This is a genomic window from Exiguobacterium sp. s181 (assembly GCF_018617125.1).
GTDB lineage: Bacteria > Bacillota > Bacilli > Exiguobacteriales > Exiguobacteriaceae > Exiguobacterium > Exiguobacterium profundum.
Genome location: NZ_JACSJM010000003.1, coordinates 13,577 through 30,302, shown reverse-complemented (window position 1 = coordinate 30,302; position 16,726 = coordinate 13,577). Strand labels below are relative to the sequence as shown.

At 49.3% G+C, this 16,726-nt stretch carries 16 protein-coding genes; 11 read left to right on the top strand and 5 right to left on the bottom strand.

Annotation, left to right across the window (positions count from 1 at the left end; all coding sequences use genetic code 11):
- Positions 1-17: 17 nt before the first annotated feature.
- Entirely contained in the window at positions 18-2,015 is a 1,998-nt protein-coding gene (pulA, locus tag KNO70_RS11535) for a type I pullulanase (protein ID WP_214688878.1), read from the top strand.
- 14 nt (positions 2,016-2,029) lie between these two features.
- Here the strand turns inward: pulA and KNO70_RS11530 are convergent, their stop codons facing one another.
- Entirely contained in the window at positions 2,030-2,194 is a 165-nt protein-coding gene (locus KNO70_RS11530) for a YycC family protein (RefSeq protein ID WP_074034904.1), read from the bottom strand.
- A 130-nt stretch (positions 2,195-2,324) separates the two neighbouring features.
- Between KNO70_RS11530 and KNO70_RS11525 the strand changes: the two genes are divergently transcribed.
- The 4 genes from KNO70_RS11525 to KNO70_RS11510 all read left to right on the top strand — a co-directional run bounded on the left by KNO70_RS11525 (position 2,325) and on the right by KNO70_RS11510 (position 7,033).
- Positions 2,325-3,125 carry a hypothetical protein gene (locus KNO70_RS11525; RefSeq protein ID WP_214812643.1) on the top strand — a complete coding sequence of 267 codons (801 nt, stop codon included), beginning with the start codon at positions 2,325-2,327 and terminating at the stop codon, positions 3,123-3,125.
- A 91-nt stretch (positions 3,126-3,216) separates the two neighbouring features.
- On the top strand, positions 3,217-5,340 hold the full coding sequence (locus tag KNO70_RS11520) for an MMPL family transporter (protein ID WP_214812642.1): 2,124 nt from the start codon (positions 3,217-3,219) through the stop codon (positions 5,338-5,340).
- Between the two features lie 248 nt (positions 5,341-5,588).
- Entirely contained in the window at positions 5,589-6,230 is a 642-nt protein-coding gene (locus KNO70_RS11515; protein WP_214685155.1) for a YitT family protein, read from the top strand.
- 80 nt (positions 6,231-6,310) lie between these two features.
- A complete protein-coding gene (locus KNO70_RS11510) occupies positions 6,311-7,033 on the top strand; it encodes a YwiC-like family protein (RefSeq protein WP_078146145.1) in 723 nt (240 codons plus the stop codon).
- A 21-nt stretch (positions 7,034-7,054) separates the two neighbouring features.
- Here KNO70_RS11510 and KNO70_RS11505 read toward each other — a convergent pair whose 3' ends face one another.
- The 3 genes from KNO70_RS11505 to KNO70_RS11495 all read right to left on the bottom strand — a co-directional run bounded on the left by KNO70_RS11505 (position 7,055) and on the right by KNO70_RS11495 (position 8,855).
- The gene (locus KNO70_RS11505; protein WP_240499775.1) at positions 7,055-7,999 is read right to left on the bottom strand and encodes a DUF4003 family protein; all 945 of its coding nucleotides are present in this window, start codon (positions 7,997-7,999) and stop codon (positions 7,055-7,057) included.
- A gap of 90 nt (positions 8,000-8,089) precedes the next feature.
- Positions 8,090-8,521 (bottom strand): type III secretion system chaperone family protein, encoded by a 432-nt coding sequence (locus KNO70_RS11500; protein ID WP_015880528.1) that lies wholly within the window; start codon positions 8,519-8,521, stop codon positions 8,090-8,092.
- Between the two features lie 67 nt (positions 8,522-8,588).
- Positions 8,589-8,855 (bottom strand): metal-sensitive transcriptional regulator, encoded by a 267-nt coding sequence (locus KNO70_RS11495; protein WP_015880529.1) that lies wholly within the window; start codon positions 8,853-8,855, stop codon positions 8,589-8,591.
- A 277-nt stretch (positions 8,856-9,132) separates the two neighbouring features.
- Here KNO70_RS11495 and KNO70_RS11490 point away from each other — a divergent pair, with 277 nt between their 5' ends.
- The 5 genes from KNO70_RS11490 to KNO70_RS11470 all read left to right on the top strand — a co-directional run bounded on the left by KNO70_RS11490 (position 9,133) and on the right by KNO70_RS11470 (position 14,574).
- Positions 9,133-9,438, top strand: coding sequence for a rhodanese-like domain-containing protein (locus KNO70_RS11490; protein WP_015880530.1), 306 nt, complete (start codon positions 9,133-9,135; stop codon positions 9,436-9,438).
- The gene (locus KNO70_RS11485) at positions 9,435-11,900 is read left to right on the top strand and encodes a CoA-disulfide reductase (protein WP_214685156.1); all 2,466 of its coding nucleotides are present in this window, start codon (positions 9,435-9,437) and stop codon (positions 11,898-11,900) included. Before KNO70_RS11490 ends, KNO70_RS11485 begins: the two co-directional genes overlap by 4 nt.
- A gap of 189 nt (positions 11,901-12,089) precedes the next feature.
- Positions 12,090-13,535, top strand: coding sequence for an alanine/glycine:cation symporter family protein (locus KNO70_RS11480; protein WP_196430365.1), 1,446 nt, complete (start codon positions 12,090-12,092; stop codon positions 13,533-13,535).
- 84 nt (positions 13,536-13,619) lie between these two features.
- Positions 13,620-14,075 (top strand): hypothetical protein, encoded by a 456-nt coding sequence (locus KNO70_RS11475; protein ID WP_031424431.1) that lies wholly within the window; start codon positions 13,620-13,622, stop codon positions 14,073-14,075.
- A 52-nt stretch (positions 14,076-14,127) separates the two neighbouring features.
- Positions 14,128-14,574: a hypothetical protein gene (locus KNO70_RS11470; RefSeq protein ID WP_214812641.1), complete on the top strand. Its 447-nt coding sequence runs from the start codon at positions 14,128-14,130 to the stop codon at positions 14,572-14,574.
- A gap of 39 nt (positions 14,575-14,613) precedes the next feature.
- Here the strand turns inward: KNO70_RS11470 and KNO70_RS11465 are convergent, their stop codons facing one another.
- Positions 14,614-15,615, bottom strand: a complete 1,002-nt coding sequence (locus KNO70_RS11465; RefSeq protein WP_214731342.1) for a metal ABC transporter substrate-binding protein — start codon at positions 15,613-15,615, stop codon at positions 14,614-14,616.
- A 173-nt stretch (positions 15,616-15,788) separates the two neighbouring features.
- On the opposite strand from KNO70_RS11465, the gene KNO70_RS11460 reads away from it, so the two are divergent.
- Positions 15,789-16,724, top strand: coding sequence for an alpha/beta hydrolase (locus KNO70_RS11460; protein ID WP_078146151.1), 936 nt, complete (start codon positions 15,789-15,791; stop codon positions 16,722-16,724).
- The last annotated feature ends 2 nt before the right edge of the window (positions 16,725-16,726 follow it).

Sequence of the window (16,726 nt, the reverse complement as noted above, 5' to 3'; positions counted from 1 at the left end):
AGTGAAGGAGTGAAGAGATGGAACGTACAATGGATCAACACACACATGCAGACTTAGATCACGTTGCCTATCACGGGAAAGACCTAGGGGTGACGTTCAAAGGGGAACAGATTCGACTACGAGTTTGGTCTCCGGTAGCGGAACAGATGTCGGTCAAGTTATATCGAACAGCCCGTGCCCGTAAGTTTGAACGACTCGAGCTCGAGCCGGCTGAGAAGGGGACGTGGGTGATCGAACTCGACCGTGCCTTATTCGAAGGTCAATTTTATGTATTTGAAGCGCTGATTGATGGGAAGAAAGTGGAGTCGCTCGATCCGTATGCGAAAGTCGTCGGAGTGAATGGGAAGCGTGGATGTCTACTTGACCCGGCATCCTTGAACCCGGACCATTGGATCAAAGAACGTCCGCTATTCAATTCTTCACAAGAGGCGGTCATCTATGAGGCGCACGTCCGCGATTTGACGAGTCACCCAGAGAGTGGGGCGACGCACCGTGGGAAGTTCTTAGGGATGACCGAGACGGGTACGACGACCACGAGCGGTTACCCGACAGGACTCGATTACATCACCTCGCTCGGAATCACACATCTTCAATTGATGCCGTTCTTTGACTACGGCTCGGTGAATGAGTCACGTGAAGGGGAAGACAACTATAACTGGGGCTACGATCCGGTTCATTACTTTGCGGTTGAAGGTTCTTACGCCTCGTCGGCAGATGATCCGGCGTCGCGAATTGTCGAATTGAAGGCAATGATTCAAGCGCTCCACGATCGGGGCATCCGGGTCATCATGGACGTCGTCTTCAATCATACGTACGATGCGTTGACGACACCGCTCGGTCAATTCGTCCCGGATTATTACTATCGCTTAAATGAAGACGGGACACTCGCGGATGGTTCGGCATGTGGGAATGACACGGCCTCTGAGCGTACGATGATGCGTAAGCTCATGGTCGAGTGTGTCACGTACTGGGCGAAAGAATTCATGATTGACGGGTTCCGTTTTGATTTGATGGGACTCCATGACGTCAAAACGATGAATCAGATTCGGAAAGCGCTCGATCGAGTCGACCCATCGATTCTTGTCATCGGGGAAGGCTGGGACTTGGATACGCCGCTCCCGGTTCGTGAAAAAGCGAATCAACATAATGCGCATAAGATGCCACGCATCGCCCAATTCAATGATGGGATTCGAGACGGTGTCCGCGGAGACGTCTTTATCGAAGACTTACCGGGCTGGGTGAGCGGCAACACGGACATGACAGCAGATGTGAAACGAGGGATTGCTGGTGGCATCACGAGCCAAAGTTTCGCTGATGAGCCGAACCAGGTCGTCAACTATGTAGAATGTCATGACAATTTGACGCTTTGGGACAAGTTGTCCGTGACGAATCCGGAAGATGATGAGACGACACGTCGCCGTCGCCACCGTTTGGCGACATCGATTGTGCTCCTGAGTCAAGGGATTCCATTCCTTCACAGTGGACAGGAGTTCTTCCGGACAAAAGACGGGGATGAGAACAGCTTCAATTCAGGCGAAGTCGTCAACCGTGTGGACTGGAACCGGGCGGAGCAAGAAGCGCCAAGTGTGGAATATGTGAAAGGTCTCTTGCGTCTGCGTAAGCAGTATCCGCTCTTCCGACTCGAAAACACGGAACAGATTCGCAAACACTTGCGTTTCTTTGATGAAGCAGAGGGTGTGATTGCCTTTGAATTGAGCCGTCATGTGGAAGGATATGTAGAACGACATATCGTCTACCACAACGCACTCGAGGAGGCGGTTGAGGTCAAACTTCCATCTGGCAAGTTCGAGGTAAACGTGGAGGACCATACCGTTAATCTGACGGCACCACGTCAAGTCGAGGATCGTCATATGACGGTCGCTCCACTCTCTACACTAGTCGTAACCGAACGTCGCCCAGATTACAGCAAGTACGCTGTGGCCGGTGGTGCAGCACTCGCCGTAATCGGTGGTCTCTGGTATGTATCGAGAAAGCGCAAACGCAAAGAGCAGTAACCAAAAAGGAGACGTTAATCCGTCTCCTTTGGTGTGTCTTCCTCTGTTTGAGATGCCTCGAGTTGCATCATTTTTTGAACGAGGATGTGTTTTGGCATATGCATCAGTTCCTCGAGGGGGACGTTTAATTTTTTTGCGAGTTCAACTGCGGTCTCTGGTGATAGTTGTAATGGACGCATGGAAGGTCTCCTTTCTAAACGATATGTCTTTACCGTCAGTATACAGGAAAATCGAAAATGTGTTGAATGAACACATTCAAAATCGAATTTCGCTTCGGTGGTTGCTAAGCTGAAATTAGGAAGTGATCAAATGTACGAACAAACAGCAGACTTTCAATTTCATCAAACGATCGAATGGTTAGAACGTGTAGGTGAAGGTTGGATGTTGTACTTGGCGCAAACCGGATTTATGTTCTTTGACGAGTCGTCTCAAATTCGCTGGGAGATCGACTGGAAATGGACACCGTGCGCCCTATATGTGGAGCCGAATGCAAGACGTGCCGTGGCATGGTTCCAGGAAAAAGGACTTTACGGAGTCATTGATTTACAACGAGGACAGATGGAGACGTATGCGATCCCTCAACGATTCAACGGAGACTGGTTTAGCAATTTGCACTATTGGCAAGGCGATGACATCTTCTTATATTCAGCCGAATCGGATGTCGTAGCCTTGAACCTCCATGATCATACGTTTCGATATAGCCGCTATGAAGAAGTCCCTGTCTTTGGGAACATCATCGAGCTAGCGTATCAAGGGACGTATGATTTTGAACGATTCACACCTGAAACGTGTGTGACATTGTTCGATGAACGAACTCATCATTTTTTAGTTGAAAATGTGAAGACGAAAGAAACCTGGCGCATTCCATACGAAGGAAACCGCGACACGGTCATTCTCGATCAAGTGGGAGAAACGACGGCGATCACATCGACAGAGTCGTTCCAACTGTTTCATCGAGAGGAAGAATTATTTTGCTCAAGCGTGTGTGCAGACAACCAATTATTGAAGGTAATGCTGTTAGATGAACGAGGGGATCGACTCGTCGTCTTGTCCGCACCACCTCGATTTTGTCATAGCTGGCTTCAAGTCTTTGAACGACAAGAGTCCTGAACCGAACCTAGGTTCAGGAATTTTTTGTGAAGTGATGATGAATGAATCGAGAAACGGGAAGTAGATGGATAGACAGGGAGGAGTGACATCAATGGAATGGTTAGGTAGGCAGTTGGTTCGTTTTCGGTATGGCGTATTACTCATATGGGCGATTTTACTCGCGGGTTCAGTTTATTTCGGGCTACAGCTCCCAGGTGAGTTGAGAGGAAACGGATTTGCCATTCAAGACGGACGTTTCCAACAGGTAGAAGATACGTTAAATGAACGATTTGATCGAGCAGGTGCTTCAATGATCGTCTTATTTGAAGGAGGAAATCTGGAGGCGGTCATGGACGAACAACAAGACCGTTTTGGGGAAATTTCATCAATTGATGGCGTGATTACCCCGGCGGAGAATCCGGACGCGCGTTCCGGGGACGTATCCTATTTCGTGCTGGAATTCGAAGATTATGATGCGGCGGAATCCTCAATCGATGCCGTCCGAGACGCGCTCATCGTGGATACAGATACCGAAGTCCGCTTGACGGGAGAACCAGTATTTGCGGACGACTTAAACGAAGCTTCGAAAAATGATTTGATTCGAGCGGAGTTGATCGGGATTCCGGTCGCGCTTGTCGTGTTGTTGCTCGTTTTCGGCACGCCGCTCGCCGCGCTCATGCCGTTACTCGTCGGGTTGATTACCTTTATTGTGGCAGCGGGATCGCTATTCTTTTTTGCGCAAAACATGGAATTATCTATCTTTGTTCTCAATGCCGTCGCCATGATTGCGATTGCGCTCGGGATTGATTTTTCACTGTTACTCGTCAATCGGTATCGAGAAGAGTTAACACGCGGGCAATCGAGAGAAGAGGCGATTGTCCGGACAGTAGCAACGGCGGGACGCTCGATTCTCTTTTCAGGTCTATGTGTCTTTGTCGGATTGGCTGGACTTCTGTTTATTCAAGTCGATGTCTTCCAGGCAGTCGCGCTTGGTGCCCTCATTGCCGTCGCGGGGGCCGTGCTATCTGCACTGACCTTGTTGCCGTCGTCGCTTTACTTAGTTGGTGACGCCTTGAATAAAGGACGAATCATCAAGACAGATGAGACGAAATCTGAAAAGCGCTGGCAAAAACTTGCTCGCTTCGTGATGAGACGTCCGGTGACGATGACGCTCATTGCTTTGTTGATCCTGCTCCCGAGTCTTTGGTTCGTGCGCGACCTAGAGTTGAACATTCCGGACGCCGATGCGCTCCCTACCTCATATGAATCACGAGCGGCACTCGAACGATGGGACGATGTGTTTGGGGATAACTCGACCGATGCGGTCCTTCTGTTTGAAGCGAACGATTTGAACGATCCGATGATTTTAGAGGAATTGACGAGTCTCACAGATGAGTTAAACGAGGTCGATATTGTCGATAATGTCTCGACTTTCTTAACGACATCCGGATTGACGCCTGAGACGTTTACGCAACTCGCCGAAGCGGCGCCAGAACAACTCGCCCCACTTGAGCGACTTGTGACCCTTGATGGGAATACAGATTTGGCGCTCGTGAATGTCAGCTTCGATGTACCTCCGAGCGACAAAGAAGCGCAAGCATTCGTACGCGATTGGCGAGACAAAGGGTTTGAAGTCGGCGGACCGGCAGCCTTCAATGAAGAGATTTATGATGAGATTTATGACAGCATTCCCTATGCGGTCATCACCGTCATCTTGGCAACCTTCTTCATCCTCATGTGGGCGTTCCGATCCATCTTGATTCCAATCAAGGCGATTCTCATGAACGTGCTTGGTCTTGGGGCGACGTTCGGTTTACTCGTCATCGTTTTTGAATCAGGTTATGTGTACGATGCAGAAACAATCAGTATTTTGACACCGGTGTTCATCTTCTCACTCGTCTTTGGATTGTCGATGGACTATGAGGTATTTCTCGTTTCGCGAATCGAGGAATATTACCGCGAGACGGGCGACAATGACTATGCGACGGAGATGGGGCTTGCGAAGACGAGTAAAATTATCACTTCAGCCGCCATCATTATGATTGTCGTGACCGGTGCGTTCGCCTTCACGGGCGTGAGTCCAATTAAACAGCTTGGTGTGGGGATTGCGCTCGCCATCTTCATTGATGCGACCATCATCCGAATCCTGCTCGTTCCGTCCCTCATGAAACTGTTCGGGGATTGGAACTGGTGGTGGTTCGGAAAGAAAGATTTACCGAAACGTAACATGCACTAAAGGTAAAATTCATGAACTGAATCAAAATGTGTGGTAAACTGCGTACAAGATTACGCGCAATTTGAGAAAGGAAGGTCTTTATGGATACCGAGAGGACATGGCCTCTGTTCCAACTTCCGGACTTCTAGCGTTGACTGATTACAACCACGTGTATCAATCAACAAACGGAAGATCGGAGATGGAACAGATGGAACCGCAGCTACGACTGAGGATCCTCCTCTCCGTCAAGAACGGGGAGGACAATCGGAATGAAACGAGTTGCTACCATAGTGCTCGGAACGCTGATCATGGCGTTCGGTTATTATTATTTGAATGAACAGTTTGGTTTGGCGGAAGGCGGGTTCGTCGGTTTATCGCTACTCGGTCGTTATTTATTTGATATCGACCCGGCGATTTCGATGATCGTGCTCGACATCCCATTTTTTATCGTCGCTTTATGGTGGAAAGGATGGCGTTTTGTCGGGCAAGCGGTACTAGCCGCTTCATCCTTGTCGCTCAGTTATGCGATGTGGGACCGTCTCGACTTGCTCACGTTTGAGATTCAAGTATGGCCAGCGACGTTGTTCGCTGCCATCGCAAGTGGGATTGTGACCGGATATGGTCTCGGTCTCGTCTTGAAGTCAGGCGGGGCGACCGGGGGCGATGACTTATTCGCCTTAGGTCTATCGAAATGGACAGGCGTGTCTGTCGGTACGATTCTCATCACGTTTGATGTCATCGTCTTGGCGATCTCGCTCATCTATTTACCATTGTCGAATGCACTGTATACGCTCGTCGCGGTCTCGATCGCAGGTCGGGTCGTCACGAAGATGTTGGCGGACGACGTGGTTGAACATACCAAGCCGGCGGTCATCAAACCCAAACTTTCACCAAAAAACGATCTCGCCTGAGATCGTTTTTTGTTTTGTAAAATTTATCACAGTTTTATAGCCGTCTTTCTTCTACACTGAACGTAGAAGGAGGGAGTCACATGAAATGGATGATTCCAAAACAACACGGCGCTTGGTCGATGCTCATCTTACCGTTCTTACTCGGCGGCATTGTCGGCGGCTGGACACTCGCGCACATCCCGTTCGCCATCGCCTGGCTGTTCGTCTATATGGGCACATTTTTCTTGTTCCAATTCATCAAGCAACGGAAAAAATCGCAGCAGATGTTGCGCACGGTCATCACGTATTTGACGATTGCCACCGTCGCCGCCATCCCGGTGTTTCTGTCCGAATGGCGTCTCGTCTGGTTCGTCCTCGCGATGATTCCGTTTGGTTTGGTGAACGCCTATTTCGCCAAAATCAAGGACGAGCGCAACGTCTGGAATGACGTCAGCGCCGTCACCTCATTTTGCATCGGTGGGATGGCGAGCTATTACCTAGGCGCGCGTACGCTCGACGCGACGATGGTGTGGGTATTCGTCTTGCCGTACCTCTATTTCCTCGGGAGTATCTTTTTCGTCAAGACGATGATTCGAGAGAAGAAGAGTGTGTCGTATCGCAATCTGTCTTGGGGATATCACGGCTTGCTCGTCGCCGTTTTCATCGTCCTTGGGTATCCGTTACTCGCGCTCGCTTACGCACCAAGCCTAATCCGAGCGGTTGTCTTCTACGGTAAAAAGATCCCTATCATGAAGATCGGGATCGTCGAAATTGCCAATTCGGTGTTCGTGCTCGGGTGTCTCAGCTGGTATTTATTTTCTTAAGAAGGGGGAACCCTTCTTTTTTTAGTCGCTTGAAGCGGTGCTCGAGATGATGGCCACGGTTGCGGCAGCCGTCGCAGCTTGTTGCATGGCGAGCAAATGCGCGAACGTGCCGTGCAACAGTAAATCGCTCGCGTCTTCCTTGATGTTGTTTGCCGCGACGAGTTGCAAGGCGACGGTCAACGCGTGTGTGTGGAACCAGCGATGTTTTTCCTTCTCCGCGTTCGTGATGTCAATCAGGTCGCGTTCGTCATTGTCGTTCGGGACCGCGACGATGGCCAACAGGGCGAGCGGTGGCAGATGTTCATTTTTGACGGCGATGGATTGTTTTTTTAGCCAGTTGTGCCAATCCAAGAAGCGGGTGACGACCTCATCTGGTGATAACTCACTAAAGGCGAATAAGTGCGAGACGAGTTGGAGTTCGTTCGAGCGGGGGAGCTGTGCTTTCAACGCTTCATAATACGTCTCAATCCGTTGACTCAACGCATCGTGGTCATCGAACGCTTGAACGAGAACGAGGGCGGACAACAGGTCTTCTTCACTCGTCAGCCAAGGATGATTTCGTTTGAACGTCTGATAGAGTGCGCTCGCCTCGTCGAGTCGGCGTTCGGGCTCATCAACGTTAATCAGTTGGCTCGCGATAAAGGGCCGTAACATACTGAAGCGGAAGTGCTTTCGGTCGAGCAACGTGTCGAGCCGGAGTACCTCGTCGATGGCCGGTTCGATGTCTTCATACTTGGCGTCGAGAAACGACAGCCAGACGAAATTATTGCTGCCGCGAAATTTTGAGAACATGCCGGTCTTTTGTTTCAGAACCGCTTGAGCGTGTTCGAACCGTTTCGAATCGAACGGGGCATCGTGCATGGCGTAGTTGATTGCCATCAAACGTCGGAAATCGTCAGTGAACCATTTTGTCGCCCCCCTGATTCCTTCGAGTGCTTCGAGGTAATGGGTGTAACGTGTCATCATCAGCAATTCCTCCTTTTTCTCCTTATACGAGTCCGCTCGAAAGAATGATTCAAAAACAGCCGCCCTGGATTCGTCCGGGGCGGCTGTTTGTTATTGGACTTGCGTATACAACTTCTGCATGTACTCGTTCACTTCGTCGGCCGCTTGGAACATCATGAATGAGTGTTGCAAGATGATCTCTGGTGAGAAACCGAGGTCGAGGTCGAGTGTCGAGGCGAGTGTGACATCGCGATCGCTGTCGAGTACACAACGGAAGTATTTGAACTCCTGGTTGAACTCGTTCAAGGCATTAAGAATCGGTAAATCTTCTACGTAATCTGGGACGTGCGTGACGGTAGCAGCATACAACTCAGCATCTGTCGTCTTTTTGTTAAAAGCGATAATCATAACGGGCTGAGCCCCGGATTTTGTTGTTTCACGCGTCAAGAACGTGACGTGCGTTTCAGTGTCGCTCTCTTTGAACGTCATGTTGCGTTCAGCGGCGAGCGCTCTAAATGATTCTACTTTTTCTTCGAAGTTCACAAGGAAATCCCCCTTAGTAAGTCGTTACTCTAACTTTCTCCCATTTGGACAGGGAAAGCAAGGGGAACTAGCGTTTCATCAACATTTTAATGGCTTCTTCCACCGTTTCGGACGTATCTTCGCCATCTGCTTGAGCGGTGATGATACATTGTTCCAAGTTCTTAGCCACAATGATCGTCGAAGCGCGATCGAGTGCGGAACGTGCGGCACTTAATTGCGTCACGACATCGCGACATTCTTTTCCTTCCTCCATCATCCGGATGATGGCACGAATTTGTCCTTCCACTCGTTTCATGCGATTCAATACTTTTGCATCGTATACATACGGTTCCATATCATTCACCTCTATAGGAAAAATTGTTCAGTTACCCAACTATTTATTGTGTAGGCTCATCTTAATACATGGGGGAGTATGTGTCGAGCATCAACTATCCAAATGGATGATGTTGAAAAATTCGACATTTCGACAAACTTATTTCTTGCAATTAAATACCCGAGGGGGTATATTAATGGCGTGGAAGCGAAATGTTCAAAAAATCACAAATTTGTTGAACGCCAGCAACCAAGCCGAATGGTATAAATCGAATTGAAAAAAGAAAGGTAGATCAACGATGAAAGCATCCGCTTTAAAACGTCAAATGGACTTTGAAGTGCCTGTAAATATCGTCGACGTCCGAGAACGTGACGAGTTTCAAGAAGCACATATTGAAGGCGCGAAAAACTATCCGTTATCCGAAATGACAGAGTGGATCGACACGCTCGATCCAGCTGAAGAATATGTCGTTCTTTGCCGCTCAGGTGCGCGTAGCACGCAAGCGACTTGGCAAATGGAGGCGAAAGGCTATAAAGTGGTCAATATAGAAGATGGCTTGATGAGTTGGCCAGGAGAAGTCGTCAGAGGAGGAAATGGACAATGAGTAAAAAAATCGTAATCGTCGGTGGGGTAGCAGGTGGTGCATCTGCAGCAGCGCGTCTTCGTCGATTAAATGAAGAAGACCATATCGTTATGTTCGACCGTGGAGAGTACATCTCGTTCGCGAACTGTGGTCTTCCATACTATATCGGAGATGTCATCCAAGACCGTCAAAAACTCCTCGTTCAAACCGTTGAAGGGATGAACAAGCGTTTCCAACTCGATATCCGCAATTTGACGGAAGTCATTAAAATTAACCGTGAAGAGAAAACAGTGACGGTGAAACACGTTCACACAGGCGAAACGTATGACGAGTCATACGACGTTCTCATCCTGTCACCGGGAGCGAAACAGATTCGTCCAAACATCCCTGGAATCGATGAGGCAGAAGCTATTTTCACGCTTCGCAACATTCCGGACACAGATAAAATCCGTGGCTACGTTGATGACAAGGCGCCGAAGCATGCGACCGTGATTGGTGGAGGCTTTATCGGGATTGAGATGGCAGAAAATTTACGTGAGCGTGGCGTTGAAGTGACTCTCGTCGAGATGGCAGATCAAGTCATGACACCACTCGACCGTGAGATGGTGGCGCCAATCCATGAACACATGCGCTTGCATGGCGTCGAGCTTCAATTGTCAGATGGCGTTTCTTCATTCTCTGAAAAAGGGAAGAAGGTGCATTTGACGAGCGGTCGTGTCATCGATACAGATATGGTCATCATGTCGATTGGGGTTACACCGGAATCGACGATTGCGCGTGAAGCCGGCCTTGAAACAGGCACGCGCGGTGCAATCCGAGTAAACGAAAAAATGATGACATCTGACCCGTCGATTTATGCGATCGGGGATGCGGTCGAAGTACTCGACTACGTTTTCAAAGAACCAACTGTTGTGCCACTCGCATGGCCAGCGAACCGTCAAGGCCGTCTCGTTGCGGATATCATTAACGGTCGTGACGTGAAATACAATGGAACGATGGGAACGGGAATCGCCAAAGTGTTTGATATGACGGTCGCATCGACAGGATGGAATGAAAAACGGTTGAAGGCGGCTGGTAAGACGTATGAAGCCGTCCACGTGCACCCCGGTTCACATGCCGGCTATTATCCAGGATCGACGCCGGTGTCACTCAAACTCTTGTTCCATCCGACAACGGGTGAGATCTACGGTGCGCAAGGCGTTGGGATCAATGGAGTCGACAAACGCATCGACGTCATTGCGACGGCGATGAAGGGCGGTTTGACAGTCCTCGATCTACCTGACCTTGAGCTCAGTTACGCACCACCGTTCAGCTCGGCGAAAGATCCGGTCAATATGATCGGGTATGTCGCGTCGAACGTCGTCCACGGTGACAATGAAGTCGTGCATTGGGATGAAATCGATGAGCTCGTGGAAAATGGAGCGACGTTATTAGACGTTCGAGATGAATCCGAGCATGAACTCGGAAAGATTCCAGGGTCGATCAATGTACCACTCAACTCATTACGAGAAAACTTGGACAACTACGACCGGAGTGAAACGATTTACGTGACGTGCCAAGTCGGTCTTCGTGGCTATCTCGCATCACGCATCTTACGTCAAAACGGCTTTAAGGTGAAAAACTTGAGCGGTGGCTACAAGACGTGGTCGCAAATCAAGCGTGATTTCGAGGCGCTTGAAGAAGCGAACACATCAAATGAAACAGCGGCTACCGTTGTAGAAGAGGAGCCAACACAAATGACAAATGCACCAATCGGGGAAGCGGTCATGTTAGACACATGTGGTCTACAATGCCCGGGACCTATTTTAGAAGTAAATAAGAAAGTCGCAGAACTCGGGGAAGGCGAAACGCTCCGTGTTCTCGCAAGTGACCCAGGATTTTTCGCAGATATTGAAGCATGGGCGAAGAAGACAGGAAACAAACTCGTCTCGAAACAATTCGTTAACGGACGCGTTGAAGCCATCCTTCAAAAAGGACAAGGTCCGGCTGCACCACAAGCAGGCGCACCAGCAGGAGACGGTGCATCAATGGTCGTCTTCAGCGGAGACCTCGACCGCGCACTCGCATCCCTCATCATTGCGCAAGGTGCTGCCGCGATGGGGAAAGAAGTGACGATGTTCTTCACATTCTGGGGACTCAATGTCATCCGCAAACCGGACGCGCCGGAAGTGAAAAAGCAAGGTCTTGAGAAAATGTTCGGCATGATGATGCCAGGGCATGCCGGCGAACTTCCACTTTCGAACATGAACTTCGGTGGTGTCGGTCAAAAAATGATGAAGAAAGTCATGAGCGATAAGAACGTTCCTTCTGTCGAAGAAATGATCAAGTCGGCGCAAGAAGCGGGCGTGAAAATGGTAGCTTGCACGATGTCAATGGATGTCATGGGTATCAAAGAAGAAGAGTTGATTGATGGGGTCGACCTTGGTGGTGTGGCAGCGTATCTCGGCGCAGCAGAAGGCGGTAACCTAAACCTCTTTATCTAAACGGAATAGAAAACGAGTCGGATTGCGATGCGCTCCCCGGCTCGTTTTTTGCTTTTAGAAAGAGTCGAGGTGATATTGAAAAACGAATTAATATTGCAATTTTCGTATAATTTACCTATAATTCAATTCATGTTAAGAAAGTTGACATGACTTTTTCTATTGAGATTTTTAGAGTGATGGAGGATTAGTATGGAGAAATTGGTAGAGAAACTCGTTTCGCAAGCGAACGATTTGTTGTGGTCGCAAGTGCTCATCGTTGTACTTGTTGCTTTAGGTCTTTATTTTACAGTTCGTATGGGCTTCGTTCAGTTCCGCATGATTCCTGAAATGTTCCGCCTCTTGTTCAAAGAGGGCACAGCACGTGAAAAAGGCCAAGTGTCTTCGTTCCAAGCTTTCGCAATCGGAACGGCAGCTCGTGTAGGGACGGGTAACATTGCCGGTGTGGCGACAGCGATTGCGCTAGGTGGCCCAGGAGCAGTTTTCTGGATGTGGCTCATTGCGTTGATTGGGGCAGCATCTGCATTCGTCGAAAGTACGTTGGCACAAGTGTACAAGATTCGTGATGGACGCACATGGCGTGGGGGACCTGCCTACTATATGGAGCGTGCGCTCGGTCAACGCTGGCTAGGTGTCTTGTTCGCGATTTTAATCACGTTCTCATTCGGATTCGCGTTCAACTCGGTACAGTCGAACACGATCTCACTCTCTGTGAGTAACCAGTTCGGGATCAGCACAACAGTCGTTGGGGTTGTCCTCGCGATTGTGACGGCAATTGTCGTCTTCGGTGGGATCCAATCGATCGCACTCTTGTCGAGTATCATCGTACCGGTCATGGCAGGTGGCTACATCCTACTCGCGATTTGGATTATGGTGACGAACGTCTCCCTTCTACCAGACGTCTTCAGCCTCATCTTCTCAGAAGGAGTCCTCGGAATCGAGCAACTTTTCGGAGGAGCGATTGGCGCCATGGTACTTCAAGGGATTCGTCGCGGTCTCTTCTCGAACGAAGCGGGTATGGGTTCTGCACCGAACGCCGCTGCGACAGCAGAAGTATCGCACCCTGTCAAACAAGGATTGATTCAATCGTTTAGCGTATTCGTAGATACATTGCTCGTTTGTACATCGACAGCGATGATCATCTTGATTTCAGGCGTAGCCGGTTCAGAGTCGTTCGCGGGTGTCGAATTGACGCAAGCCGCGTTGACAGCAGAAATCGGATCAGTCGCAACATCGTTCTTGACGATTGCAATCTTCTTGTTCGCATTCAGTTCGATTCTTGGAAACTACTACTACGGTGAGACGAACATCCAGTTCATCTCGGATAAGAAAATCTACGTTACGCTCTATCGCATCGGTGTCGTCGGAATGGTCTTGTTTGGTGCGGTCCGCTCTGCCGGCCTCGTCTGGTCGATTGCTGACGTGTTCATGGGTCTCATGGCACTCGTGAACTTGTATGCCATCTTCCGCTTGGCGAAAGTGGCTCGCGCCGTTCTCGATGACTACTTGGCACAGCGACGCGAAGGAGAAGACCCAGTTTTCTATGTCGACTCGGTTGAAAATCTTCCTGGTCGTGAATACATCGAAGCTTGGGAAAGCGAAACAGAGGAACAACAAACAGGAACAAGTCGTTCTTGATATAAGGAACCGTCTACGAATTCAAGTAGGCGGTTTTTTTACATATATAAGACGGATAATGTCATAAAAAGGGGGCGTTCATGTATGGAGACGACGCATTATGTACGTGTTTCCCCAGAAGTTTGGGTGTCATTTAATCAGGATCCGGAGATGATTTTAGACTGGTTGATTCATATGCATGAGCAATATCGGGATCGGGACGATACGCTAACGCTTCCGAATGTGGAACCGTTTCAACGCGTACTTAGTCAAATCGAGGTATATATCGACGGGGCCGACACGTATAACATGGAAATGGCGCTCGTCGGCGAAGAGTTGATTGTCAATGAGGCGCAGGCGGTCGTGGTCGGTATCTTGACCCCGCAGTTACTTCATATCGTCAAAGATACGTTGCATGCGTTCGGGCGAGATGATGTGAAAGACATGGCATTCGTTGCAAAAGATGAATTCGAGATGATTTGGGAAGATTGGACCCGGTTGCAACAGTTTTGTGAGATCGCTTCGTCCCAGGAAGAACTCGTCTTGATTTATTATGAATGAAAGTGAATTCCCATGGTATACTGTTAATAAATGGTATAAAGGGGATTTTCTCATGGATGTGTTCGGCACACTCATCTGGCTCGGGATACTCATCAATCCGTTTCTTGCGTATCAAACGAAAATCAAGCCGCTTTATCGCATCACACTCATCTCATCCATCGTATTCTTCATGACATGGGGGTATGCTGTGACGGGAGGGGTGGTACCGGTGCTATTCGATACAGTTTGGAATGTCCTTCTTATCGCGTATGTCGGTCTTTTAGTATTGAATAGTTATGTGGTCAGCAAACGATTCGTTCCACAGATGACATGGGTTCGTTTTGGTGCAATCGCACTGATTGGCGTTGGTGTCAGTCAAGCGTGGTTAGGACTGAGTACAGGAGAGTGGACACGATCATTCTTCATGGACGGGGACTTCTGGATGATGAGCGTCATCGTATCGCTACTGCTCCTGCTTCTCGTCACGATGAAGATGTTAGACCGACGAATAGAAGTATAAAAAAATCCCGAAACGAGGTGATTCGTTTCGGGATTTTGATTATTTCAACGCTGTCTCAAGTGCCTTGACGTTTTCACGCATCAAGTCGAAGTAGCTCTTGTCCATCTGTTCTTTCGTGACCGATTCCAAGTTATAGATCGTCACGCTCTCTGCGCCGATCTCTTGTTTCACGACTTCGGCCACTTTTGGTGTGACCGTGTCTTCGAATGCGATATAGTTCAAGTCGTGGAGACGGGCTTCCTCGATGATCCGTTTGAGAGCTTGTTGTGACGGCTCTTCAGACGGTGTAAGTCCGGCAATCGGCAACTGATCGAAACCATAGCGTTCAGCCAAATAGCCATATGCGGCATGCGTTACAAGTAACTCGGATTTCGAACCGTTCTCGACCGCTGCCTTCAATTCCGCATCGAGGGCGTTCGCTTCGTCTTTGAAGGTGCTTAATCGTTCTGCGAACTCATCCTTATAGTCGGGTGCTTCCTCACTGAATGCGGCTTCGACCGCTTCTGCCATCGATACAGCATTCATCGGGTCGAGCCAAACGTGAGGGTCATACTTTCCGTGGTCATGCTCATCTTCCGAATGTGATGCTTCTTCGTTAGCATGCTCGTCCTCAGAATGCCCTTCGTCTTCAGCATGTCCTTCTTCTTCATGGACATGGACGGTATCCGCCGCATCGAGTAACTTCACGTTCTCGGCTGTTTTGACGAAGGCGACGTTCTGACCCTCTAAACTCTTCTCCATAGACTCGACGTAAGGTTCAAGGTCATGACCAATCGTCAAAAAGAGGTCGGCTTCTGCGATTTGTGTCATTTGCTTTGAAGTTGGCTCATACGTATGCGGATCAGCCCCAGGTGGAATGACCATCTCCACGTGGACGCGGTCGCCACCGATTTCTTCGGCTAATGATTTTAATGCAAACGTTGAAGCGAAGACGGTCAGTTGACCATCTGTCGATTCAGATGCGTTATCTCCTTCGGTATTTCCACACGCACCGAGTAAAAGCGTACCGGCTACGACTGCGCCTAACCAAGTTTTCTTCATCTTCCATCTTCCACCTTTCAAGTTATCTGAATATTAAATCGTAACTGTTACGTTTTATGACTGCGAGTAATATTATAGTGTGACCTTTGGAGCACGTCAAGTCCGACTTCTGATGGATAGATTTTTGAAAAAAGCGGGAATATGATTAAAAAAAGGAACGAGGAGTGGATTGTATGAGAAAGGAGACTGCCTGGTTTGTCGGGGGCGCGGCGATTGCTGCGGCGACGGCAGCCGGGGCTAGCGTGTGGAGTCAGTACGGGTCCCTTGTCAGATGGCAAGAACCCAAGTTGCCGATTCAACCGACAACACGCCGGCGCCACACGTACACGTATAAAATTGTTCACGATCGTCCGCTCCAATTTGATTTGTATCTCCCCCCTGGGGAGGGACCGTTCCCGGTGGCGGTATATGCTCATGGGGGAGCGTTCGTCAGAGGGAATCGGAGTATGGTGACCCTGTTTCATCCGTTGCTCGACCACTTTTTGGGGAAAGGGATCGCGGTCGTCAGCATCGATTACCGTCTATTTGAAGACGGGGTGTACTTCCCTGACAATATTTTTGATGTTTCTGATGCCCTGTGCTATTTGAAACAACATGAATCGCTGTTGACGCTAGATACAAGTCAACTACTCGTTTGGGGGGACTCAGCAGGCGCCGCGCTCATGCTTGCGGCTGCGCTCGATCGTCATCGACAATTTGCGGGCGATTTGGGAGACGACCTCCCGACCATCAAAGGGGTCATCGCCTTGTATCCTCCGACGAACTTTTTATTGTTCAAATTCATCCAGACGTGGCTCGCTCACTTAAAGTTTTATGAAGGAAGCCGTGAGGAATGGCGTGAGTTGATGGTAAAATGTTCCCCAGTCTCCCATCTATACGCCGATGCCCCGCCGATTTTACTGTTACACGGGAAGAAAGATCCGATTGTCCCGTTCGGTCAAGCGCTTCACTTCGTCGAACATGCGAGTGACGTCGGCGCGAACGTTCAACTCATCTCCTTTCCAAATGGCACCCACTCGCTGGCGAGCTTCCTTCAATCGGATAATCCAATCAAAGAAGAGCAACTCATGGCCAGAATCAATCGTTTTATTGAAGAATGCCTCGGATGACG